Source organism: Acinetobacter sp. ANC_7635, from assembly GCF_056779945.1.
This window is the reverse complement of sequence record NZ_JBWYIS010000016.1, coordinates 14893-38105: the sequence shown is the minus strand read 5'-3', so window position 1 is coordinate 38105 and position 23213 is coordinate 14893. Positions and strand designations below refer to the sequence as shown.

Genomic DNA, 23213 nt, shown 5'->3' with positions numbered 1-23213 from the left:
GTCGTAAAATGTATAAAAAATGGCAAGTACTGTCAAAACAATCAGACCAATGCCATACATACTTAAACGATCTAAAGCGGATGAATGAAAATAAGATGAACGCATTGGTAAAATATCAGGTTGATCCTGTCGTACGCACGAATCTCAATTTCAAGCTCTCAGAAATTCCTCGTTTTTGGTTTGGTGGAGATCCATTCAAAACCCGTATGTTTGATGCATTGAGTCTAACTTTCCCAGACGGAGAGCGCTACTTCATTGAATCAGTTCGATTATTTAGAGATAAAATCAAAGACCCTGAATTACAAAAACGCGTCGCAGATTTTATTCGACAAGAAGCACAGCATGGAATTGCGCATGACAAGATGAATCAGGTCATGAAAGATCAAGGTATGCCTGTCGATCAATTTATTAAGGTTCTTAACAAAATTTTTAAATTCGAACTGACACGTCGTTCACCTCAATATAATATTGCCATGACTGCTGCAGCCGAACACTTAACTGCATTAATGGCTGATACTTTTTATAGTCAAAAAGCAACCCTTGAAGATGCTCACCCCTATGTGCGCGCGCTTTTAGCATGGCATGCTATCGAAGAGATGGAGCATCGTGATGTGGCTTTTGATGTCATGAAACAAGTCGGTGATGTTCCAGAACTTACTCGACAATTTGCTTTGGCATTTACAACTTTCATGATGCTTGGATTTACAACTTATCGTGCCAATATCATGTTGAAGTATGACGGATTTAGTCGTTTAGACCGTTTCAAAATGACCGTCAAAGGACTTCCATGGTTTATCGGTCGAAATGGCATGTTAACGAGAATGAAAGGTCCATACCTAGATTGGTTTAAAAAAGACTTCCATCCAAGCCAACATCCTGTGATTGCCCAATATGATGTATGGGTAAAAACATTAGCCGAGACCAATGATCCAATTCAAGCTGGTGAAGCATTCTGGCAAGCAGCTCGATAGTATTTCTATTACTGGCTAAATCATTTTTATTCGGATGATTTAGCCAACATTACTTACAGTTTTAATCTCCTTCTCTCTTCTTTTGTCCTGTAGAGATAATGACCTTAATGTGATTTTTTTACATACTTGTTCTTTCTGCATAAGTGATAAAAATAAAATGAATGCAATTACCACATACCATCCAGTGATTCGTAAGCACCTTGATTTCCGACTCAACGAAGTACCACGATTTTGGTTTAACAACGATCCTTTTAAAACACGTGTATTTGATGCTTTGAGTTTGACATTTCCAGATGGAGAACGATATTTCATACAGTGTGTCCGACTATTTCAACCGCATATTAAAGATCCTGTCTTAGCCAAACGTGTGAAAGACTTTATTCAACAAGAAGCGCAACACGGTATTGCCCATGACAAAATGAATAAAATTTTAATTGAGCAAGGTATGCCGATTGAAAAATATATTCATCAAGTCAATCAACGTTTCAAACATGCGTTAAAAAGGTATCCTGATCGTTTTAATATTGCGATCACCGCTTCATGCGAACACTTAACCGCTTTAATGGCAACGACATTTTTCAGTCATAAAAGTACGATGGCCCATGCACATCCTTTTGTCCGGGGTTTATTTGCATGGCATAGTATTGAAGAAATGGAACATCGCGATGTTGCTTATGATGTTATGATCGAGGTAGCGCAGACTTCAAACCTTACACGTTATACCGCCTTGGTTTTAGTTACGCTTATGATGTTTGGATTTACCATGCAAAGAACACATGGACTTCTCAAACAAGATGGTTTTACTCGAATTGAAAGGTTAAAAATGTTTGCTCAAGGCTTGAAATGGTTGCTTGGAAAAGATGGCATTTTAACGGCAAAAAAACGAGAATATTTAGACTGGTTTAAAGCTGATTTTCACCCAAATCAACACCCTATTATTCATCAATACCAAGTTTGGGTTGATACGCTCGCTGAAACTCAAGATCCACTTCAAGCAGGTGAAGCTTTTTGGGAAGCTGCGATATAAAAAAGAATGTAAAAAAAGTCCGATCAATCGGACTTTTTTGTTGTTATGACGCCGTTACCATTTAGCGTAATGTTGCTCTAATAGTCCATACTCTTGATTAAGCTCAATATGCTGACCATCATCTGAAATAATAAAACCCGTAATTTTAGATTGCCACTGACTGAACTGGCTGCCTACCATTCTAAGATTAAGATTTTCATAACGGCGCCAGCCTGTTTCAATGGTCAATTGTAATTTGTCATCCATAGATCGTATGGTCCACATCTGATCATTTTGCATTTCAAAAAGAACATCCGTCAACGCATAAAGGCGTCCATTAATCCACAAACAGTTTTCATTGCCAAAGCTTTCATTCACGCCAGAGGCAAGATTCAAACCCACACGGTTTCCTTGCGCATCCCAAAAATTAGAAGATAGCCAAAACCAAGCCGTTTCAGGTCTTAGAAAACCGCAAGTATCATCAAGCGAAGCAAAAGTTCGTGAGTTAAATTCAATTTTTTCTTTTTGTTTATTAATGAAATACCCTTCAACGGCCAATGTAGTTAGTTTCTGAGTATAGGTCCAACCATTTATACCAGTAGGACTGCACATCGACAAAGGATCTGTTCCAGCACAAAAGATTCGTGCAGACAGTTTTTCTTCACCATGTTTGATCACTTTGATATAACGAACACCATTGGCATGTTGGATATCGAGTTGGATTTTTCCATGTTGAAAATGGCTATGATTAAATAGTGGCTGTTCATCTAAAACCGTACTGTGTGCCAATACATTAATCGCATTCCACTCGACGACTTGTCCGGTGTTATGGTCATAAATATAGATGAAACCATGTCCCGCCCAAGCGATATCGACGATAGCCATCCCAATGCTGTAATGCTCATGTTGGATACTACAAAACTTAAATTTCTTATATTTAAGTTTTTTTCTCCATCCTTTGAGCACTTTGCCATATGGCGTTTTATAAATATATTTTGAGACAGAAATTGCACTTGGCAATTCTGTAAAACGCCCATAGCGCGGTTGACCATTTACTTGAATTAAATCCATTGGGACTCAGCCTAATTTCATTCCATGACAATTATAGACTTTAGTCTAAAGTATTTCATTTATTGTATGAAAACATAGATTAAAGAACCGATACAAATCGGTTCTTTTTTTTCATATATTCAATACTTTGACTACCAGTTCCCTTCACCCAGTGTTTGGCCAATATAATGATATTGTGCCTTGGATCTTGAAAATTTAATTGGGCAAGCCAACTGTTTTTCTACCTCATTTGCATCTTTCCTTAGAGGTACATCCACTGTCCAAGCACGTTGTTGAGCCAAATCTGACGTCAGAGCTTCGTCTAGATTTAACACAGGTTCTACACATACGTCTAATTCAGAAAATGTTTTACGCCATACATCAAAACTTTTTTCCTTGATTTTATCAGCGATGGCAGTCTTGACTGCTTTTCGATCTTCAACATCAAATGAAGTTCCTTTTTCCAATAAGATAGGCAGTTCTAATACAGTTGCCAGACCTGTCATAAATTGAGGTTCTAAACTTCCAATTGAGATATAGCGCCCGTCTTGCGTTTGATAATAGTCATAAAATGTTCCCCCGTTCAGATGTTCATTTTCAGGGTACTGATTCTGCCCACCTGCAAGTACAGCTGCCGCGGCCATATTGTTTAAAGTCACCGCACAATCCGTCATAGAGATATCAATATATTGACCTAAACCACTTCGTTGCCTTTCGATCACGGCTGTTAAAATGCCGATCACTGCGTGTAAAGAACCGCCTGCGACATCTGCAATTTGAATCCCCATTGGTGGTGGTCCATTTTCCTGTCGACCTGAATGTCCAGCAATCCCTGAAAGCGAAACATAATTAATGTCATGTCCCGCTTTATCTTTATAAGGACCTGTTTGCCCATATCCTGTTATTGAACAATAAATCAGACGTGGGTTTATTTCAGATAAAGTTTGATAGTCGAGTCCTAAACGTCGCATCACTTCAGGACGGAACTGCTCAATGACGATATCGTATTCTGAAATTTTTGATTTAATGAGTTCAATACTCTGACTATCTTTTAAATCTAGGGCAATCGACTGCTTGTTACGATTCAAATAACTGTGCGCCGTGGCTTGACCATTTGCATAAGGTGGCAACATTCTGACAAGGTCTGGTCGATTTGGTGACTCTATATGGACCACCTCTGCCCCTAGATCTGCTAAGTACAAGGTCGCAAAGGGTCCGGGTAATAATGTGGAAAAATCTAAAACTTTCAATCCCTTTAATGCAGCTGTCATTGTTATTTTCACCAAGAATATGTTGATTTTTCACCCATAATAGAAATATAAAACAAGATTAACAATGTCATGTTCAGCCATTTACCTTGATCATTTCGGCAATTTATGATGTAAAAGAGCAATTACTCTAGTGATAATTGCCAATTAAATTATTTTTTGTGTCATTTAGGTCAAGTAGCAGTGAACATCAAAGAGACTGAAGGATTTAACATGAGTCGCGATACGATAAGTATCCATTTTGTGAATGCAGCCCTGACTGGGGTAAAACGTCTAGGGATGGATGTTGACACTTTACTTTCACATGTCGGCATTGAAGCTGAACTACTCCGCCAACCTAAAGCACGTATTTCTCCTGAGCAGTACACACGCTTTGTTAAAATGCTGTGGATGGTCACCCAAGATGAACACGTTGGTTTTGATATCCAGCCACGTCGCTTAGGGACCTTTGCGATCATGTGTCAATTGATCATACATGCCAAAACTTTAGGTGATGCGCTTGAGTTATCATCACAGTTCTACAAGTTATTTGGTGATGAGTGGTCTGTGACTTTAGAGCGCGATAAGCATGAAGCACGCTTAGTTCCACTCATTCCAAAAACAATGGATCCTGACCATTTCATTACTGAAAGTATGCTCATGATCTGGCATGGTTTGGCATCGTGGCTCATTGAGCGTCGTATCCCGTTAGAGCGTGTACATTTTTCATATCCACGCCCACAACATGCAGATGAATATGATGCGTTATTTTTTGCGCCAGTAATCCAATTTGATTCAGCTCGTACTGAAATCACATTTGCTGCAGACTACTTAGATCTTCCAATTCGCCAAGATGAAAACACCTTGGAAGAGTTTCTAAAAGGTGCTCCAGCGAAACTGTTGGTGAAATTCAAAAATACCAATTCGCTCACATCACGTATTCGTGAAGTATTGAAGAGCCAAATTGGTGAAGAAATGCCAACATTAAATGATGTTGCAGCCATGCTTTATTTATCACCACAGACGCTTCGCCGTCGCTTAGCTGCTGAAGGTAAGAGCTATCAAGGTGTAAAAGATGCCTTACGTCGAGACGCTGCAATTCACTTACTGTTAAACCCATCTTTAACTTTAGAAGATGTGGCACAACAAGTCGGCTTTAGTGAAACCAGTACCTTCCACCGAGCATTTAAAAAGTGGACAGGGGTAACACCAGGACTGTATCGTCAATTACATGGTTATCATTAATTTATTCAAACATAAAAAAGTCTGACATTGTTCAGGCTTTTTTTTACATATGGATTTAAGTGCTTATTTAACAAAAATATTCAAGTTGAAATTAAAATATTCGTAATATTTAAAGGAATAATAAGATGACACTTACTGCAATCTTAATCTCAATTTTGATTGGAATAGCAATTTATTTTTACAGTGTAAAATCGCACAGCTCTCGACCTCAAGCTGATATACAGTACACTTATAATATTGTCGGAGAAAATGCATATCAAAAAAATTTACTTAAAATAGCTGGTCAAAAAAAAGCTGTATCTAAATTTCATGAATGTACTGCTCATGTTCTGTCAGAACCATTTAACCAATACGATCCAAATGCAATCAAAGTTGAAATCAACGGATTAACAGTTGGCTATTTAAGTAAATTAGAAGCTGAAAAGCTGAAAAGCTGAAAAGCTGAAAGGGCAGATTATCAATAAAAAAGTGCCCGCTGTAATTAACGGTGGTTGGTATGTTGATAAAGATGATGAAGGTTCTTATGGTGTAAAGCTTGCCATATCAAGCGCCAAAGATTTGATATAGCAAAATTATAATCAAAGCATTCGCAATACAAATTTTTTTTAATTCGTCAAAAACTTTCATTTCACAATTTAAAACACTTAATTTTTCAGTGACCAAAAATATCAAACGACTCATCCGTTCTCGTCATTGCACAATCACATAGATCATCTACACTCAAAACACCATAACAATTTCAACCTATAAAAAAGGAACTATTATGAGCGAGGCTTACATCATTGATGCCATTCGCACACCACGCGGAAAAGGAAAAAAAGATGGTTCTTTACATGAAGTAAAACCAATCACATTACTCACAACGCTGTTAAATGAACTTCAAACTCGCCATCAACTCGATACTTCTAAAGTCGATGACATCGTGCTGGGTTGTGTAACTCCAATTGGTGATCAAGGCGGTGATATCGCTAAAACTGCTGCAATTGCTGCAGGCTGGAATGATGATGTAGCAGGCGTTCAAATCAACCGTTTTTGTGCTTCAGGACTAGAAGCTGTCAATCTTGCTGCACAGAAAGTTCGTTCAGGCTGGGAAGATGTTGTCGTTGCAGGTGGTGTAGAGTCAATGTCGCGTATTCCAATGGGCTCCGATGGCGGGCCATGGGCACTCGATCCAGAAACAAACCTGAAATCTACCTTTGTTCCACAAGGGATTGGTGCTGATTTAATCGCAACTTTAGATGGATACTCTCGTGCTGATGTAGATGCTTTTGCTGCAGATTCCCAAAAGAAAGCAGCAGCGGCTCAAGCGAATGGTTACTTCAATAAATCAGTTGTACCAGTAAAAGATAAAGCTGGCGTTGTCGTTTTAGATAAAGACGAGTTCATCAAACCAACGACTACCGTTGAAGGCTTAGCCAAATTAAATCCAAGCTTTGAAATGATGGGTGGTATGGGATTTGATGCAGTCGCATTACAAAAATATCCAGAAGCTCAGAAGATTAATCACGTTCACCATGCAGGAAACTCTTCAGGCATTGTAGACGGCGCTGCTGTTGTTCTACTTGCATCTGAAAAAGCGGTTCAAGAACAAGGCTTAAAACCACGTGCCAAAGTATTAGCAACTGCGCTTGTCGGAACTGATCCAACAATCATGTTAACTGGTCCAGCACCTGCGGCACGTAAAGCTTTGGAAAAAGCTGGCTTAACCATTGATGATATCGATTTATTTGAAGTGAACGAGGCGTTTGCGGCTGTAGTAATGCGCTTTATTAATGAACTCAATGTCGATCCTGCAAAAGTCAATGTAAATGGTGGTGCAATTGCAATGGGTCATCCACTCGGTGCGACAGGTGCCATGATTTTAGGTACGTTGCTCGATGAACTTGAGCGTCAAGGTAAAAAACGTGGCTTGGCTACACTGTGTGTAGGTGGTGGTATGGGTATCGCAACGATCATTGAATTGGTATAAGGAGAAGAATAATGAGTGCAATTCAATTTGAAAAAAATGCTGATGGCATTGTTATTCTCACCTTAGACTCACCTAATCAGTCTGCCAATACCATGAATGCAGATTTCCGAGTTGCTTTGGAAGAGACTGTAGCAAAACTGAAAGCCGAATCTGGCATTACAGGTATCATTTTTAAATCTGCAAAGAAAACCTTTTTTGCAGGCGGTGATTTGGATGAGTTGATTCAAGCTCAACCAGAACACGCCACTGAATTCTTTGGCATGATCCAAAAAATGAAAGCGGAATTCCGCTATATTGAAACCTTGGGTGTACCAGTTGTTGCTGCATTAAATGGAACAGCTCTCGGTGGTGGTTGGGAAATCGCACTAGGCTGTCATGCTCGTATTGCATTAAATGATCCTAAAGCGAAATTTGGTCTACCTGAGGTTACCTTAGGATTGTTACCAGGTGGCGGTGGTATCGTGCGTATGGTACGACTGCTCGGCTTGCAGAATGCTTTTCCTTTCCTGATGGAAGGTAAACAATTTGGTGTAGAAAAAGCAAAATCTTTAGGCTTAATTCAAGATACGGCTGATTCTGAACAAGAGCTCATAGATAAAGCGATTGCTTGGGTTAAAGCAAATCCAAAATCTCAACAACCATTCGATGTTAAAGGATACAAAATTCCAGGTGGTACGCCATCATCACCTCAAGTGGCTCAAGTCCTTGCGATTGCACCAGCAATGTTGCGTGACAAAACAAAAGGTTGCTATCCAGCCCCTGAAGCCATTATGGCTGCTGCCGTTGAAGGTGCTCAGGTAGATGTTGATACTGCGTTAACTATTGAGTCTCGCTATTTTACGTATCTAGCAACTGGTCAAGTTGCGAAAAACATGATTGGTACTTTCTGGCATGGACTGAATGCAATCAAATCAGGTGAAAGCCGCCCTAAAGAGCCTGCAAAATGGCAAGCGACCAAAGTAGGTGTTTTAGGCGCTGGAATGATGGGGGCTGGCATTGCCTACTCGACAGCGATTAAGGGAATTCAAGTCGTCCTTAAAGATGTATCGATTGAAAATGCGGAAAAAGGTAAGGCATATAGTCAAAAACTGTTAGATAAACGTGTTTCACAAGGTCGAATGACTGCTGAAAAGCGCGAACAAATTTTATCTCTCATTACCCCTACAGCGAATGCATCCGATTTACAAGGCTGTGATTTAATCATTGAAGCTGTATTCGAAAATCAAGAACTCAAAGCCAAAGTAACTCAAGAAGCTGAGCAATATTTGGTTGACGGCGGTGTGATGGCTTCTAATACGTCAACCTTACCAATCACAGGTCTTGCAACAGCAAGTAAAGATGCGAAAAACTTTATTGGACTGCATTTCTTTAGCCCTGTCGATAAAATGCAGTTGGTTGAAATTATTAAAGGTAAAGAGACTTCAGCTGAGACACTAGCTAAAGCCTATGATTATGTTCAACAAATTGGAAAAACACCTATCGTTGTTAATGATAGTCGTGGTTTCTTCACCAGCCGCGTATTTGGTACTTTTGTCAACGAAGGTTTGCGTTTACTGGCTGAGGGAGTACATCCAGCCAAAATTGAAATGGCTGCTTTAAAAGCAGGTATGCCAGTCGGTCCATTAGCAATCCAAGATGAAGTCGCATTAACCTTGTCTGAGCATGTGACCAACGAAACGCGTAAAGCGCTTCAGGCTGAAGGCAAAGATTTACCACACTCCCCTGCTGAAGATGTTTTAAAGCAAATGATCCATGAGTTTGGGCGTAAAGGCAAAGCTGCTGGTGCTGGTTTTTATGAATATCCAGAAAGTGGTAAAAAATACCTTTGGGATGGTTTAAACCATTGGACGAAAGAAACAGATATTTCTGAACAAGAAATGATTGATCGCTTCCTATTTGTTCAATCCTTGGATACGCTGCGCTGTTTGGAAGAAGGCGTTTTAGAGTCTGTCATTGATGGAAATATCGGTTCTATTTTCGGCATAGGATTCGCTCCTTGGACTGGCGGCGCTTTACAGTTCCTCAATCAATATGGACTCGCACAAGCGCTTGAGCGCGCGAATCAGCTTGAAGCGAAGTATGGTGAGCGTTTTAAAGCACCTCAACTCCTCAAGGACAAAGTTCAGTCTGGTCAGTCGATCTGATTGATATAAACTAAAAACCTCTCTTCGGAGAGGTTTTTTTCGGTCTTGTCGATAAATATGTGTTATAAAGTAACATATTCTCAGATTCATTTTACCCAACTTGGTATAGCATTATGACTGATCATTCTTCACCAGAAAAATCTCCTTGGGGTTGGAAAGCGCTAATTATCGCGATCATTTTAAGTATTATATTTATGGTGATTTTCTATATAGCCATTGAAAATGAACCTGACTATATGCCAAGTAAACAACGAACAGAAACCAGTGAACATCATGCATTCAAAGCATCACCTGTGATGTCTGAAGAAGCAGCAGCAAAAATAGAAGCCAACAAAGCTGCTCAAGCTAGTGCAACTGAACACAATATGACTGAAGATGAACACGCAGCAATGGGCGAACACAGTCATACACATGATGGTGAATCAGGTTCACATAGTCATTGATATTTGTGATGAAAAAACGGAGCATTGGCTCCGTTTTTTATTCAAGCTGCATCGTCATATAAACATGAGGAATACCACAATCTAAGTATTCCTTACCTTGGGGCTCAAACCCTAAACGTTGATAAAATGGTAATGCATGAACTTGAGCAGAAAGATTCAAGGTTGGTCGCTTTTCCCTTTGAGCAAACTCAATTATAAATTTCATGAGCTCAAACCCAACACCTTTTCCTCGATAAGCCTTTATGACTGCTACCCTTCCAATACTATGGTTTTGAAGTAGTCGAGCCGTGGCGATTGCCTCACCTTCATGAAAAACAACGAAATGAATCGATGTCTCATCTTCCATATCCCATTCGTCTTCAGGTGAAATTAGTTGTTCCAGAATAAATACTTGCTCTCGTATCTGCATCGCGTAGCACTTTAATTGCGACCATGAACCTACTTGAACATCAAAGACATTACTCATATGTTAATTCCCAAAGGGGTGTTAGCACTTTTCACCAATATTTTGTTGCTCCCACTCACCTTTTAGAAGCAACTCTAATGAGTGCTTTTGAATACCATACATATTTTTTAATGCAATGATTTGATCTAACACTTGCTGATCTGGTGCGTTCAAATCTTTGCGCTTGGTGGCTAAAATCATTTTATTTTTGCTAGTATGTTCCAAAGCCACAAATTCAAAAACTTTAGTCTCGTAACCATAGGCTTTTAACAATAGCGCTCGAATTGTATCTGTCAGCATTTCAGCTTGTTGCCCCTCATGAATACCAAACTGCAACATTGGTTTTAATACAGAGGGACTTTGCATTTGAGGTCTCAACTCTTTGTGGCAGCACGGCGCGCACATAATCATTTGCGCATTCAATCGAATACCGGTATGAATCGCAAAATCAGTTGCTACATCACAGGCATGCAACGCAATCATGACATCGAGTTTTTCAGGCGAGTAAGTTCGTACATCTCCTTGGAAAAAATCTAAATGCTTAAAATCTGATTTACGGGCAACATCTTCACAGAAATGAACCATTTTCTCGTTCAGTTCCACACCTGTAACATAAGGATTATAATCATTTTTTTGTAAGTAGTCATACAGTGCAAAGGTGAGATAACCTTTACCTGAGCCAAAATCGACAACGTTGAGCTGCTGATCAACTTGAATTTGGTTTAATGCGCCTGAGCAAATCTCAACAAATTTATTAATCTGTTTCCACTTACGCGCCATGCTTGGAATAATTTGTTCTTTTTGATCCGTAATACCCAACGGTTGAAGAAAATAACTTTCTTGCTCAACAAAACGGTGTTTTTGACGGTCGTGTGATTTTTCAATGATCTTGGAGACTGAAGCCTTTTTACTTTGAGTTAAGATCGCTTTTTTCTTATTTTTCTTGAGCTGTAACTCGCTGTCCAATGTAAAAAGATTGGCTTGTTTGCATTCACTGACCAATTTACTCACCAACGGATCAGCTTCATCAATTGGAAAATTTTTGGTCACATCTTGAGTTTTAAAGCGATACAGAACATTCAGCATCCATTCATCTTGTAATCGAATCATGCGTAAAGTCATCTTCTCTAAAGCTTCTATCTCGCCCTGATACTGACTCAGAATCATACGATCAAAACGCTGAGAAGCTAATGCTTGATGAAATGCTTCAAGAAATTGTTGCTCTTGCGGTGTGGAGGATGCCGAAACGGTCATAAACAGTGCCAAAAAAAGAAATGCTATTAAATTTTAATGCGTCTTACGCGAAAAGCAAAATTCAATTACGATACAGATGTATAATTAAATGTGTAAGTGAACAATGAAAGCATCTCCTGCTTCGTATGATCCATTAGAAGAAAAAATTAATTTCATCAGTCATGCCATTGGTGCTGTCTTGGCCGTCATCGGTGCCATTTTATTGATTATAAAAGGTGCTGCTTATCCTATGGCACAATGGATCGGGCTTTGGGTCTATGGACTTAGTTTAGTTCTACTCTTTACGGCGTCTAGTCTTTATCATTTTGCGGAAACACCTGAGCGTCGGGGTTGGTTTAAAAAATTGGACCACACGGCTATTTATTATCTCATCGCAGGAACATACACGCCTTTTCTATCTATAGCTTTACCAACGCAAAAAGCTCACTATTTATTAATTGCACTTTGGGTAATTGCGGCGATTGGCACTTTATTTAAATTGGTATTTATTCACCATTTTCAAAAAATATCGCTTTTTGCCTATCTCGCAATGGGATGGTTAGCATTACTTGTGATCGATGATATGCGCACATATTTATCTGATCAAAGTTTAACCTTCCTTATTGTTGGTGGTCTTGCTTACACCATAGGCGCATTGTTTTATGCCTTAAAAAAGGTAAGATACACTCACGCTATCTGGCATATTTTTGTATTGATAGGTGCAGGATCACATTTCCTGTCTATTTATCTTTACGTGCTATAACCACTTTAACTACATCGTCTAGCAACCCTAACACCGTAGAGCAAGCTGGTATTTCGTATTTTTTTAAGAAATTACGCCTTTTTTAAAAAGATTACGCTATTAAATCTAAGTTTTTTATTTTTAGTAAGTGTAAGGTCTCTCATGGCGTCTAATACAGCATCACAACAAGCTCAGCCCGCAAACTCTAAAACTCGGGTATTAACTGCAAGCCTCGTTGGTACAACCATCGAGTTCTTCGATTTTTATATTTACGCAACAGCTGCGGTCATAATTTTCCCCTACTTGTTCTTTCCAACAAGCACAGATCCTATGACAGCAACGATTCAATCATTAGCAACTTTTGCAATCGCATTCATCGCACGTCCTATCGGCGCCGCACTATTCGGTCATTTGGGAGATCGAATCGGTCGTAAAGCAACCTTAGTGGCAGCCTTGCTAACCATGGGGCTTTCTACCGTTGCGATTGGTTTACTTCCAACCTATGCGCAAATTGGCATTGTGGCACCCTTACTTTTAGCTTTGTGCCGATTAGGTCAGGGCTTAGGTTTAGGTGGCGAATGGTCAGGTGCAGTTCTACTCGCAACTGAAAATGCGCCAGAAGGCAAACGTGCTTGGTACGGTATGTTCCCTCAACTTGGTGCACCTATCGGCTTCATCCTTGCCACAGGCTCTTTCCTTACGCTTGGGGCATTCATGAGTGAAGAAGCATTCATGTCATGGGGATGGCGTATTCCATTTATTTCAAGTGCCTTATTGGTGATTGTAGGCTTGTGGATTCGCTTAAAGTTGCATGAAACGCCAGCATTCCAAAACGTGCTTGATAAACAAAAAGAAGTGAATGTTCCTTTTGTACAAGTTTTTAAAAAGCATTCAAAAATGCTTGTACTCGGAACGATTGCAGCCATTTGTACTTTCGTAGTTTTTTACTTAACCACTGTATTTGCTTTGCAATGGGGTACAAAACAATTAGGTTACTCTCGTGAAGAGTTCCTACAACTTCAGTTGGTTGCAACGCTTTGTTTTGCAGCATTTATTCCCCTTTCTGCAATTTTTGCGGAAAAGTTCGGTCGTAAAACCACTTCGATCGCGGTGTGTGTAATTTCTGCTATTTTTGGTATTTTCTTTGCGGACATGTTGGAGTCAGGAAGCACACTGATTGTGTTCTTATTCTTATGTATTGGTCTTGCGATTATGGGCTTAACCTATGGTCCAATCGGTACAGTACTTTCAGAAATCTTCCCGACATCGGTGCGTTATACTGGTTCGGCGTTAACATTTAACCTTGCTGGTATTTTTGGTGCATCTTTCGCACCTTTGATTGCAACGAAATTGGCAACTGAATATGGTTTATCTGCAGTAGGCTATTATTTGACGGCTGCATCAATCCTTTCGCTGATTGCTTTCCTCATGATTCGCGAAACGAAACATGATGATGTGAATAATCAAATTTGATGCTTTCAGCTAATAAAAAAACCGGCTTAAGCCGGTTTTTTTATTAGCTGAGCTCAATGATATCAATCATCGGTGGTACTCTGAATCTGAATGGGACACCTACCATGCCAGTACCTACGGACACATAAACATTGGCATGTTCATGCTTATATAAACCACGTTTATGACCCAAGATAGACACTTTTTTCATGATGTAATCTGTCAACCACGGAAGCTCCACTTGTCCCCCATGAGTATGCCCTGACAACATCAACGGATGAGTTGGCAATTTTGGCACCATATCCACCGTATCCGGATTATGTGACAGAATTAACCACGGCTTATCTTGTGGTAAATCAGGCATATCCCGCATGTCAGCCTTACCTGCCCACAAATCCCCCACACCAATCAATCTAAACTCATCAAACTCAACAATCTTACCTTCAATATCCATCACCTGATTTGAAGCTAGCGCATCTTTTAATAATGCCTGAATCGGTGGACCTGGATATTGCTCATCATGATTACCATTCACAGAATAGACAGGCGCTTGAATTTCTCTTAATACTCGGAGCTCTTCTGCCAGCTTATTTTCTGGTTCATAGGTCCAATCACCTGCCACAACCACTAAATCTGGTTGAGCTTGATTAATCTTATTCACGATAATTTTCAGTTGTCTTTCATGCCCAGAAAACAATCCAATATGTAAGTCTGCAATTAATGCCACTTTAATCGGATGTTTAAAGGGTTGCGCCGAACTTAACTTGTAACTCAGGTTATTCACTACTACACGATGTGGCTCAATGAAACGTGCATAAATCAATACACTGCTCAACAAGAAAATAAACACACCTTCATGCAATGAAAATATACCTTGCCAAGTAGCAAAAATACTAAAAAACCACAACGGAACAAGTAAATAAGAAAGATAAAATGCCAAGAGATGAACAAAGGCTTTAAATGGATGTATGGTTTCAGTTCGAGATTGGCTCATCCATGCTTGCGTGACTCCCCAAATAGCGAAGAGCGAGAAAATAATATAGAACGCAGCAAGGATGTTATTTGTTGTCCACATATTCAATCTCTTTCATTAAATCAGACGAATAATCTGAGTGGTTCATTTATCTTTTAAATGGTGCTCTTTATACTTTAGCACATTGAGTTCAAAGAATAGATTATGCAAGCAAATCACATGGAAAAGAATCAATCTCAACAATTGAATCGCCAAAAGAAAACATCTTTTAAAATGCGCTTCATCATGAGTTCATGTTTGATTCTTGCTTTACCCGCATGCTCAACTTTACCCACTCAACAAGCTGTTGCACCTCAATATGCGTATGACATCGACACTCATGACACTTCATTGGCGCAAATTGTCGAACCTTTGAAAATTAAGAATCCTGAATTAACAGGTTTTCATGTTTTATATGATCCAATCGAAGCGATAGCTGCACGTTTTCAATTAATTGAGAAAGCCGAAAAAACACTCGACCTTCAATATTACATTTGGGATAACGACCGTGTAGGTGCATTGGCTCTTTATAAAATCATTCAAGCTGCTGATCGTGGTGTAAAAGTCAGATTGTTAATGGATGATAATAACGCTAAGACGATGGAAAGTATTTATCTCGCGCTGGATCAACATCAAAACATTGACGTAAAGTTATTCAATCCTTATAAATTCCGACGCCTTAGACCCGTTGATATGATTTTGGATCTGAAACGTATCAATCGACGGATGCACAACAAAACGTTTACAGCTGACAATCAAATTACCCTGATTGGCGGCCGAAATATGAGTAATCAATACTACAATGTCAGTGACCGATATCAATTTTCAGATGTTGATGTCATGCTTGTCGGTCATGCAGTAAGTGATATTACACACTCATTTGATGAGTACTGGAATCATGAATATGCCTATCCAGTTAAAAATATTGTCAATCATCAACAATATACATTGCGCTATGAAGGTTTAAAACAGCAACTGCAAGAGCACTTTGATGATGGTGCTGTACGTAGTTATGTTGAAATTACTCGTGAATCTCATGATTTTGATCGTTGGCTCAATCAAGAAATTAAGCTGGATTGGGTGAAAGCAGAAGTCATCAAAGATTCTCCTGAAAAAATCAAAGCGAAAGCTAAGAAAGAAGAACATCTCAACTTTCAACTGGTTGAACGCTTAGAGAAACCAGAAAAAAGTGTCGATATCATTTCCGCTTACTTCGTTCCTGAGCGCAAGGGTGAGCAACGTTTAAGTGCAATCGCACAAGATGGCGTTAAAGTTCGTGTACTGACCAACTCTTTTAAAGCCAATGATGTTGCACTTGTACATGCGTTTTATGCGAAATACCGTCAAGATTTACTGCAAAACGGCGTAGAGTTATATGAGTTCCTCCCTGCTTTGCCAGAAGAATTCCAAAATAAAAATAATATTGAAATTTCTAAGCAGTCCAAAGTGAGCCTTAAAGGGCTGAGTCGCTCAAGCCTGCATGCAAAAATGATGGCTTTGGATGATAAGCAAGTATTTATCGGATCATTTAATTTTGATCCACGTTCAGCCAATTTAAATACTGAAATAGGCGTCATTTTAAACAGCCAGCCCCTAGCGCAAGCTGTGCATAAAACCATGGATCAGAACCTAAAAAAATATGCCTATAAATTAGTTCTAGATTCACAAAATAATATTAATTGGAAACAAGCGACACCTGAAGGTATTAAAATCTATACCAAAGAACCAAAAATGAAATGGTGGCAAAAAGCAAGCTTGAAAGTTATCTCCTGGTTGCCAATCGAAGGATTCATGTAAAAGCAGGGATCATCATGATCCCTGCTTTTACTGATTAAGCTTTGAGTACTTTTTGATGTAATACTTCCAATCCTTCCTGCATTCTGATTTGCACTTCTCTCGTTAAGCTTTCAACTGTATGTCCAGTAACATCAATCGTGGGCAAAGCTGTTAAATGTGCAACGACTTGAGGCATTTCCAATACTGCTTTGAGATGCGCTGTAAATCCAATATTTCCGATAAAGGGAGCAACCTGATCTAACTCCCCCTCTTGATTGACATAACAGATTAAACAAACTTGCACTGGTTTTTGAGCCTCGATAGCTGCAGCTAAAAGTCTTCCATGCACTTTTTTGACTTTAGTTCCATCAGTCGTGGTTGCTTCTGGAAAAAATAAGACAGGAATATTTTGCTTCAAAAATTCTGTGATTTGCTCTTTAATACGGACCGAATCTCCTGAACCTCGGTTAATGAACAGTGTTCCACCACCCTTGGCAAGTTTCCCAAAAATCGGCCAATTTTCAATTTCTGCTTTTGCTAAGAAAAATACACGCGCACTCGAACCTAATACAGGAATATCTAACCAAGAGATATGATTGCTCACCCATAATGCGGGTTCACGAGGAATGTTGCCATGTACTTGTAAATCGATATTAAAAACTTTGCATAAGCGACGGCAAAAATGTTGTACATAGCGAGTATTGTTTGGATTATTCGGATTTTTATACATTTGATGCCTAAAAATTAAATAAAACCCTTCAGTGACAGCAGCAGTACCTGAGATGATTTTTTGGCTATATAGCGCTGTTTTTGAAAATAAATTGAGTTTTTTAGGCTTTAATGTTGTCATAAATTATTTCACTAAATAATAACAGGCGTTATCCACTATAGCTCCATTCTATACTGAGCTCACCAGAGATGCATTGATTATAAAAACCGTATACATAGATTTGAAAATTCAATTTCAATTCAAATACCCAATAAAATATAATTTTTAAATCGAATTTATAGATTTAAAAATTATGCAAACTACAACTCAATCACCATCAAATCAAGTCATTCCCATCTGGTCGGCACTCTTCTCATTGGCATCAATTGTCGGTGGCGTCTTTTTATTTATGCTGGCGTTTATACTTATGTTCAAAACTGCTTTAGGTTAATTTAAATCTATTTCCCTCAATTGTTCAATTTCCTCTACACTAGAGTTTTGATGTGGAGTATTAGCTGAGTGGAAGTTACTGGACAAAATCAAGCAAATGAACGTGCGGTCTTGGTGAGTGTTAATGTCCAAATATTAGAAGATCTTGATCAAGAAGAATTTCGTTTATTGGCCAAATCTGCTGGTGCAGAGATTCTTGAACATATACAAGCTCAACGCATTAAACCTGACCCTAAATTTTTTATTGGTTCGGGTAAAGCTGAAGAAATCGCCGAATTTGTTGCAGCGGTAGAAGCTGATATTGTCATTTTCGATCATTCCCTCACACCATCTCAAGAACGTAATCTCGAGCGTGTTATTAAATGTCGTGTCATCGATCGTACTCGCCTTATCTTAGATATTTTTGCACAACGCGCACGCACACATGAAGGTAAACTACAAGTTGAATTGGCTCAGTTAGACCATCTCGCTTCACGTTTAGTGGGTGGTCGCATGGGCTTAGATGGCCAAAAAGGTGGTATTGGTTTACGTGGTCCAGGTGAAACACAATTAGAAACAGATCGTCGTTTACTTCGTCTCCGCATAACCCAGCTCAAAGACAAACTTGAAAAAGTCCGCCAAACACGAATTCAAGGTCGTGCAGCGCGTCAAAAAGCGTCTATTCCAACAGTGTCTCTAGTCGGTTATACCAACGCAGGAAAATCCACTCTATTTAATATTCTTGCTGAAAGTGATGTGTATGCAGCAGATCAATTGTTCGCAACTCTTGACCCAACTTTAAGAAGATTAAATTGGGATGGCATTGGAACATTGGTCTTGGCTGACACAGTGGGATTCGTTCGCAATCTTGCACACTCGTTAGTAGAGTCATTCAAAGCAACCCTTGAAGAAACACTTGAGGCGACTTTGCTTTTACATGTTATCGATTCAAATAGTCCAGAAAAGCTTGAGCAAATTGATGCTGTTGAAAAAGTCCTAAAAGAAATTGGGGCTCAAGTGCCCATACTACGCGTATACAACAAAATTGATCAAACGGGTGAAAAACCTAAAATCATTTATGCTTCTCCCAATTTGCCTGATCGAGTCTATGTTTCAGCACACTCAAGTCAAGGTTTAGATTTACTGCGACAAGCCGTTCAAGCGTGTTTAATGGGGCAAATACAACAATTTGAACTCACACTCAGACCTGAATATGGCAAATTACGCAATCAACTGTATGAATTAAATGTGATTCAGTCTGAACATTATGATGATCTAGGTCATTTGATTTTAAATATTCAAATTGCGCCACATAAATTAGAGCAACTTATAAAACAAGCACATTTACCAATTGATCAAATTCTTGGTGATAAGGCGCAACAATTTAAAAGACCTTTAGAAGAGTTTGAAATCAAATCATAAATCAGTTAAAACGTGATAAATAATGTTAAAAGTATAATCATGATGCAGTGGATGAAAACGATAGATTGGCCAGCATGGATTGGCACCATAGTGCTTATTATTGGCTTCCGAGAAGGTTCAGTTTGGCTTATGACTCAATTGAATCATCCCGAACTGGGCAATCTTGTCGGGTTGCTTTCCTTACTACTTGTACTGTTTGCTTGGCGTAGATTTGGCACTCTTCCAACCAGAGTTGTCGATGTAAATAATAAAATCATGAAAGAAAGTGCTTTCGCATTTTTACCAATTAGTGCTGGGGCATTGGTTATGTTGGTTCATATGGGTAAAGAAATTCCTCTTTTTTTACTCGTACTCACGTTAAGTACACTTATTCCACTTTGGGTTTACGCCAAAATGGCAAAACGCTGGTTATAGGAGAGAAATATGCTCGCAATTTTAATCGGCTTTGCTATTACGTTATTCGCCTATTTAATTTCAAAACCCTGTAACCGTGTCGTACCACAGGTTCCTGTAATTGTATTCGGGATGTTCTTTGTGATCGTCATCTTACTGATTATTGGTATTCCTTATGATCACTACATGAAAGATGTCAATCCGATTTTTGATCATTTATTAGGATACGTCACAGTGGCTCTCGCGATCCCTCTTGCAGCGATGCGTTATGACGATTTACCACTAAAAGGCATTTTAGGAATATTAGTGTTTGCTAGTGTCAGTGCAGTCGCATTGCCTATGGGCTTAGCCTATTTACTGCATATGGCGGATTCGACCATTATGGCTTTCGCTACACGTGCAGTGACGACACCAATCGCAATTAATATTGCGACCTTACTCCATGCACCAATTAGCTTAGCCATTTTAATCGTCATTTTATCTGGTGTTATCGGCGCAGCTTTTTCACCACTCATACTACGTCATATTAATGATGAGCGTGCCTCAGGCTTAGCACTCGGCTTAGCAGCTCATGCAATTGGGACAGCTCAAGCTTGGCAACGAGGCAGTGTAGCTGGTCGTTATGCTGCATTTGGTATGGCGGTAAATGCAACGTTTACAGCCGTTTGGCTCCCTACTTTTATTCACTTTTTAAAAGCGACCTCTTGATTTACCCACGATTGAAAATAAAAAAGCCACTGATGAGTGGCTTTTTTATTAGACGAAAACGACCTAAAGTAGATTCTATGCAAACATAGGATTATCTACAGCAAACATTTGCTGATCTTCAAGACGATACGCCATTAATTGATTGCCCCAGACACAACCACCGTCAACATTCTGAATATGCGCAGATATTGTTCTGCCCTGTAAGGCAGCCCAATGTCCAAAAATGACTTGATGAGTTTGAGCAGCTTTTGACTCATATTCAAACCATGGCTGATAGCCAGCTGGCATCGGCTCATCTAAAGCATCTTTAAAACTAAATTCGAGTCGTCCCTCTGGATCAGTCAAACGCATACGGGTTAGATAATTCACGATACATCGTAAGCGCTCATGTCCTGTTAAATCATCTGACCATAATGTAGGTTCTTTACCATACATTTCTTTCAAAAATGCATCCAGAACATCAAAATCATCATGCGCAATAACCGCTTCAACCTCTTGAGCAAACTGTTTCACTTGCTCTACTGTCCAAATATGTGGAATACCCGCATGTGTAATGACAATATTTTCATTTGGACATAAACATAAGGGTTGTTTGCGTAACCAGTCGATTAAATCATCACTGTCAATCGCATCAATCACATCACGAGTATTGTCTTTCTCTTTAATCTCTTTAATGCCCCTTGCGCCCGCTAACAAGGTCAAATCATGATTACCCAAGACTGTCGCAGCAACGCCTCGATCGACCAGTTTCTTGATGAAACGTAAAGCGCCAATCGAGTTTTCACCACGTGCGACTAAATCACCCGCAAACCATAAAAAATCCTGATCAGGATCAAATTTGATTTCCTTGAGTAACATTTTCAAAGCTTCAAAACAGCCCTGAACATCACCAATCACGTAATTATATCGAATGTTTTCACCAGCCATTTATGCATCTACCATTTGATCTGCAAGTGCAACAAATTGAGTAAGTGTTAATGTTTCTGGACGCGCCATTGGATCAACACCAGCTTTTTCAAATCCTTCCTCTTGCAACATGCCTTTTAAACTGTTGCGAAGTGTCTTACGGCGTTGTGTAAATACATGGGAGACTAAACGTGCCAAGGCTTTTTCATTCTTCGCCACTATTGGTTTTACATCATACGGCTCTAAGCGAAATACCGCAGAAGTTACTTTGGGTGGTGGGTTGAACGAACCTGGTGGCACTTCAAACAAGAATGTCGGTTTACAGTAGTACTGAATCATGACTGATAAACGACCATATTCTTTGGTATTTGGTGATGCCGTAATACGATCGACCACTTCTTTTTGCAACATGAAGTGCATGTCTTTGACCTTGTCACCAAACTCTAAGAGATGAAATAACAAAGGCGTAGAAATGTTATAAGGTAAGTTACCGACAACACGCAACGGACGACCATCAAACAATTCAGTGAAGTCGTAGCGTAAAGCATCAGTTTCCACAATAGTTAAACGTTCAGGATGCGGTACACGACCGGGTAATCCAGCTGCTAAATCACGGTCTAATTCAATGACAGTCAAAGCATCACATTCACCAATTAAAGGCGATGTTAAAGCAGCAAGACCTGGACCAATTTCAACAATATTGTCACCAGTACGCGGGTTCACCGAACGCACAATTTTGGCAATGACACGTTGGTCATGTAAGAAGTTTTGACCAAAACGCTTACGCGTGTGATGCCCTTCATCTTTCGGGTTTAAGGCATTAATCTGATACATAAAGATTTCCAACGTGTAATTAAGACAAGATCACTGACGCGCTAAATCGAGCGCTAAGTCCACAGCCACATGTAAGCTCGAGCTTTTCGCAAGTCCAGTACCTGCGAGGGAGAGTGCTGTGCCATGATCGACAGAGGTGCGAATAAACGGCAAGCCCAAAGTAATATTAATGGCTTCACCAAATCCTTGCGATTTTAACACAGGTAATCCCTGATCGTGATACATGGCTAAAACTGCATCGGCATCTTTTAAATTTTCTGGTGTAAATAAGGTATCTGCAGGCAGACATAAACTCATGTCTATCCCTTGCGCACGATAGCGTTCAAGTACAGGATTAATCACTTCGATCTCCTCCACTCCTAAATAACCATCTTCACCTGCATGAGGATTTAAACCGCACACCAAAATTTTGGGAGATTCGATTTTAAATTTTGATTTTAAATCATGAATCAGAATGTCGATGACCTGATGCAAGCGCTCAGCTGTAATCGCATCCGCAACCGCACGAAGGGGTAAGTGCGTGGTTGCAAGTGCAACACGTAAGGTTTTGGTTGCCAGCATCATGACCACGCGTAATACACCAGCAAACTCTTGGTAAAACTCAGTGTGACCACTGAAATGAATACCTGCCTCATTGATCACTGACTTTTGTACAGGTGCTGTCGCCACGCCAACGCTTTTACCTGACATCGCATAGTCTGCAGAACGGCGGAGTTGCTCTAAGACATAACTCGCATTTTGAGCATTTAACTCACCAAGTACTACAGTTTCATTTAAAGGAATATGTTCCACATAAAGCTGACCCACTTTTGACGATGTTTGTTGCCCTTGATACTCAATCACTTCAACTTCAAGATGAAGTTTTTCTGCACGTTGCTTGAGCATTTGTATATCAGCAAGCACGACGAGTGGCCGCTCATCCAAACGTTGCGCAAGGCTTAAACAGATATCAGGACCAATTCCAGCAGGCTCACCGCTGGTGACATACAAAGGAAGCATAACGATCATCATTCAAGGATTTTTATTATTTTAATACAGATCGAATGTAGGATGTTCAACAATACCAAAATGGTAAAA

General features: G+C 39.6%; 22 protein-coding genes. 13 read left to right on the top strand and 9 right to left on the bottom strand.

The window, feature by feature from the left end; translation table 11 throughout:
* Nucleotides 1-95: 95 nt before the first annotated feature.
* Entirely contained in the window at nt 96-971 is an 876-nt protein-coding gene (locus tag AC1M89_RS13475; protein ID WP_035267930.1) for a metal-dependent hydrolase, read from the top strand.
* Between the two features lie 157 nt (nt 972-1128).
* Nucleotides 1129-1998, top strand: coding sequence for a metal-dependent hydrolase (locus AC1M89_RS13470; RefSeq protein WP_481609288.1), 870 nt, complete (start codon nt 1129-1131; stop codon nt 1996-1998).
* 54 nt (nt 1999-2052) lie between these two features.
* On the opposite strand, the gene AC1M89_RS13465 is transcribed toward AC1M89_RS13470, so the two are convergent.
* Both AC1M89_RS13465 and AC1M89_RS13460 read right to left on the bottom strand, forming a co-directional pair.
* Nucleotides 2053-3048, bottom strand: a complete 996-nt coding sequence (locus AC1M89_RS13465; RefSeq protein WP_180028606.1) for a DUF2804 domain-containing protein — start codon at nt 3046-3048, stop codon at nt 2053-2055.
* Between the two features lie 131 nt (nt 3049-3179).
* Nucleotides 3180-4298 carry a CaiB/BaiF CoA transferase family protein gene (locus AC1M89_RS13460; protein WP_481592334.1) on the bottom strand — a complete coding sequence of 373 codons (1119 nt, stop codon included), beginning with the start codon at nt 4296-4298 and terminating at the stop codon, nt 3180-3182.
* Between the two features lie 210 nt (nt 4299-4508).
* On the opposite strand from AC1M89_RS13460, the gene AC1M89_RS13455 reads away from it, so the two are divergent.
* From AC1M89_RS13455 to AC1M89_RS13435, 5 genes are all read left to right on the top strand, one after another.
* On the top strand, nt 4509-5519 hold the full coding sequence (locus AC1M89_RS13455; protein ID WP_092768523.1) for an AraC family transcriptional regulator: 1011 nt from the start codon (nt 4509-4511) through the stop codon (nt 5517-5519).
* Nucleotides 5520-5644: 125 nt separating this feature from the next.
* Nucleotides 5645-5956 carry a hypothetical protein gene (locus AC1M89_RS13450; RefSeq protein WP_481614316.1) on the top strand — a complete coding sequence of 104 codons (312 nt, stop codon included), beginning with the start codon at nt 5645-5647 and terminating at the stop codon, nt 5954-5956.
* A gap of 326 nt (nt 5957-6282) precedes the next feature.
* A complete protein-coding gene (locus tag AC1M89_RS13445; RefSeq protein ID WP_035267939.1) occupies nt 6283-7488 on the top strand; it encodes an acetyl-CoA C-acetyltransferase in 1206 nt (401 codons plus the stop codon).
* Between the two features lie 11 nt (nt 7489-7499).
* Nucleotides 7500-9632, top strand: a complete 2133-nt coding sequence (locus AC1M89_RS13440; protein WP_481592332.1) for a 3-hydroxyacyl-CoA dehydrogenase NAD-binding domain-containing protein — start codon at nt 7500-7502, stop codon at nt 9630-9632.
* Nucleotides 9633-9745: 113 nt separating this feature from the next.
* A complete protein-coding gene (locus tag AC1M89_RS13435; protein WP_481592331.1) occupies nt 9746-10075 on the top strand; it encodes a hypothetical protein in 330 nt (109 codons plus the stop codon).
* Between the two features lie 37 nt (nt 10076-10112).
* Here the strand turns inward: AC1M89_RS13435 and AC1M89_RS13430 are convergent, their stop codons facing one another.
* Both AC1M89_RS13430 and AC1M89_RS13425 read right to left on the bottom strand, forming a co-directional pair.
* Nucleotides 10113-10541 carry a GNAT family N-acetyltransferase gene (locus AC1M89_RS13430; protein ID WP_481592330.1) on the bottom strand — a complete coding sequence of 143 codons (429 nt, stop codon included), beginning with the start codon at nt 10539-10541 and terminating at the stop codon, nt 10113-10115.
* 21 nt (nt 10542-10562) lie between these two features.
* On the bottom strand, nt 10563-11774 hold the full coding sequence (locus AC1M89_RS13425) for a class I SAM-dependent methyltransferase (protein ID WP_481592329.1): 1212 nt from the start codon (nt 11772-11774) through the stop codon (nt 10563-10565).
* Nucleotides 11775-11877: 103 nt separating this feature from the next.
* Here AC1M89_RS13425 and trhA point away from each other — a divergent pair, with 103 nt between their 5' ends.
* Together trhA and AC1M89_RS13415 are read left to right on the top strand one after the other, a co-directional pair.
* The gene (trhA, locus tag AC1M89_RS13420) at nt 11878-12516 is read left to right on the top strand and encodes a PAQR family membrane homeostasis protein TrhA (protein WP_092768508.1); all 639 of its coding nucleotides are present in this window, start codon (nt 11878-11880) and stop codon (nt 12514-12516) included.
* A gap of 141 nt (nt 12517-12657) precedes the next feature.
* On the top strand, nt 12658-13968 hold the full coding sequence (locus AC1M89_RS13415; protein ID WP_035267948.1) for an MFS transporter: 1311 nt from the start codon (nt 12658-12660) through the stop codon (nt 13966-13968).
* A 43-nt stretch (nt 13969-14011) separates the two neighbouring features.
* Here AC1M89_RS13415 and AC1M89_RS13410 read toward each other — a convergent pair whose 3' ends face one another.
* Nucleotides 14012-15022, bottom strand: coding sequence for a metallophosphoesterase (locus AC1M89_RS13410; protein WP_035270000.1), 1011 nt, complete (start codon nt 15020-15022; stop codon nt 14012-14014).
* 171 nt (nt 15023-15193) lie between these two features.
* Between AC1M89_RS13410 and AC1M89_RS13405 the strand changes: the two genes are divergently transcribed.
* A complete protein-coding gene (locus AC1M89_RS13405) occupies nt 15194-16756 on the top strand; it encodes a phospholipase D family protein (protein ID WP_228143135.1) in 1563 nt (520 codons plus the stop codon).
* Nucleotides 16757-16790: 34 nt separating this feature from the next.
* Here the strand turns inward: AC1M89_RS13405 and AC1M89_RS13400 are convergent, their stop codons facing one another.
* Nucleotides 16791-17585: a lysophospholipid acyltransferase family protein gene (locus AC1M89_RS13400; protein WP_481592328.1), complete on the bottom strand. Its 795-nt coding sequence runs from the start codon at nt 17583-17585 to the stop codon at nt 16791-16793.
* A 378-nt stretch (nt 17586-17963) separates the two neighbouring features.
* Here AC1M89_RS13400 and hflX point away from each other — a divergent pair, with 378 nt between their 5' ends.
* Genes hflX through AC1M89_RS13385 form a run of 3 tightly spaced genes read left to right on the top strand, consistent with a single transcriptional unit; the run spans nt 17964 to nt 20396 of the window.
* Nucleotides 17964-19295, top strand: coding sequence for a ribosome rescue GTPase HflX (gene hflX / locus AC1M89_RS13395; protein ID WP_481592327.1), 1332 nt, complete (start codon nt 17964-17966; stop codon nt 19293-19295).
* 42 nt (nt 19296-19337) lie between these two features.
* Nucleotides 19338-19709 (top strand): hypothetical protein, encoded by a 372-nt coding sequence (locus AC1M89_RS13390; RefSeq protein WP_092768555.1) that lies wholly within the window; start codon nt 19338-19340, stop codon nt 19707-19709.
* A gap of 9 nt (nt 19710-19718) precedes the next feature.
* Complete coding sequence (locus AC1M89_RS13385; protein WP_481592326.1) at nt 19719-20396, top strand: LrgB family protein; 678 nt, start codon at nt 19719-19721, stop codon at nt 20394-20396.
* Nucleotides 20397-20471: 75 nt separating this feature from the next.
* On the opposite strand, the gene AC1M89_RS13380 is transcribed toward AC1M89_RS13385, so the two are convergent.
* From AC1M89_RS13380 to pdxA, 3 genes are read right to left on the bottom strand one after another with little or no spacing between them, the layout of a single operon-like run.
* The gene (locus AC1M89_RS13380; protein ID WP_481592325.1) at nt 20472-21323 is read right to left on the bottom strand and encodes a symmetrical bis(5'-nucleosyl)-tetraphosphatase; all 852 of its coding nucleotides are present in this window, start codon (nt 21321-21323) and stop codon (nt 20472-20474) included.
* Complete coding sequence (rsmA, locus tag AC1M89_RS13375) at nt 21324-22136, bottom strand: 16S rRNA (adenine(1518)-N(6)/adenine(1519)-N(6))-dimethyltransferase RsmA (RefSeq protein WP_481592324.1); 813 nt, start codon at nt 22134-22136, stop codon at nt 21324-21326.
* A 30-nt stretch (nt 22137-22166) separates the two neighbouring features.
* A complete protein-coding gene (gene pdxA / locus AC1M89_RS13370) occupies nt 22167-23135 on the bottom strand; it encodes a 4-hydroxythreonine-4-phosphate dehydrogenase PdxA (protein ID WP_481592345.1) in 969 nt (322 codons plus the stop codon).
* Nucleotides 23136-23213 lie beyond the last annotated feature (78 nt).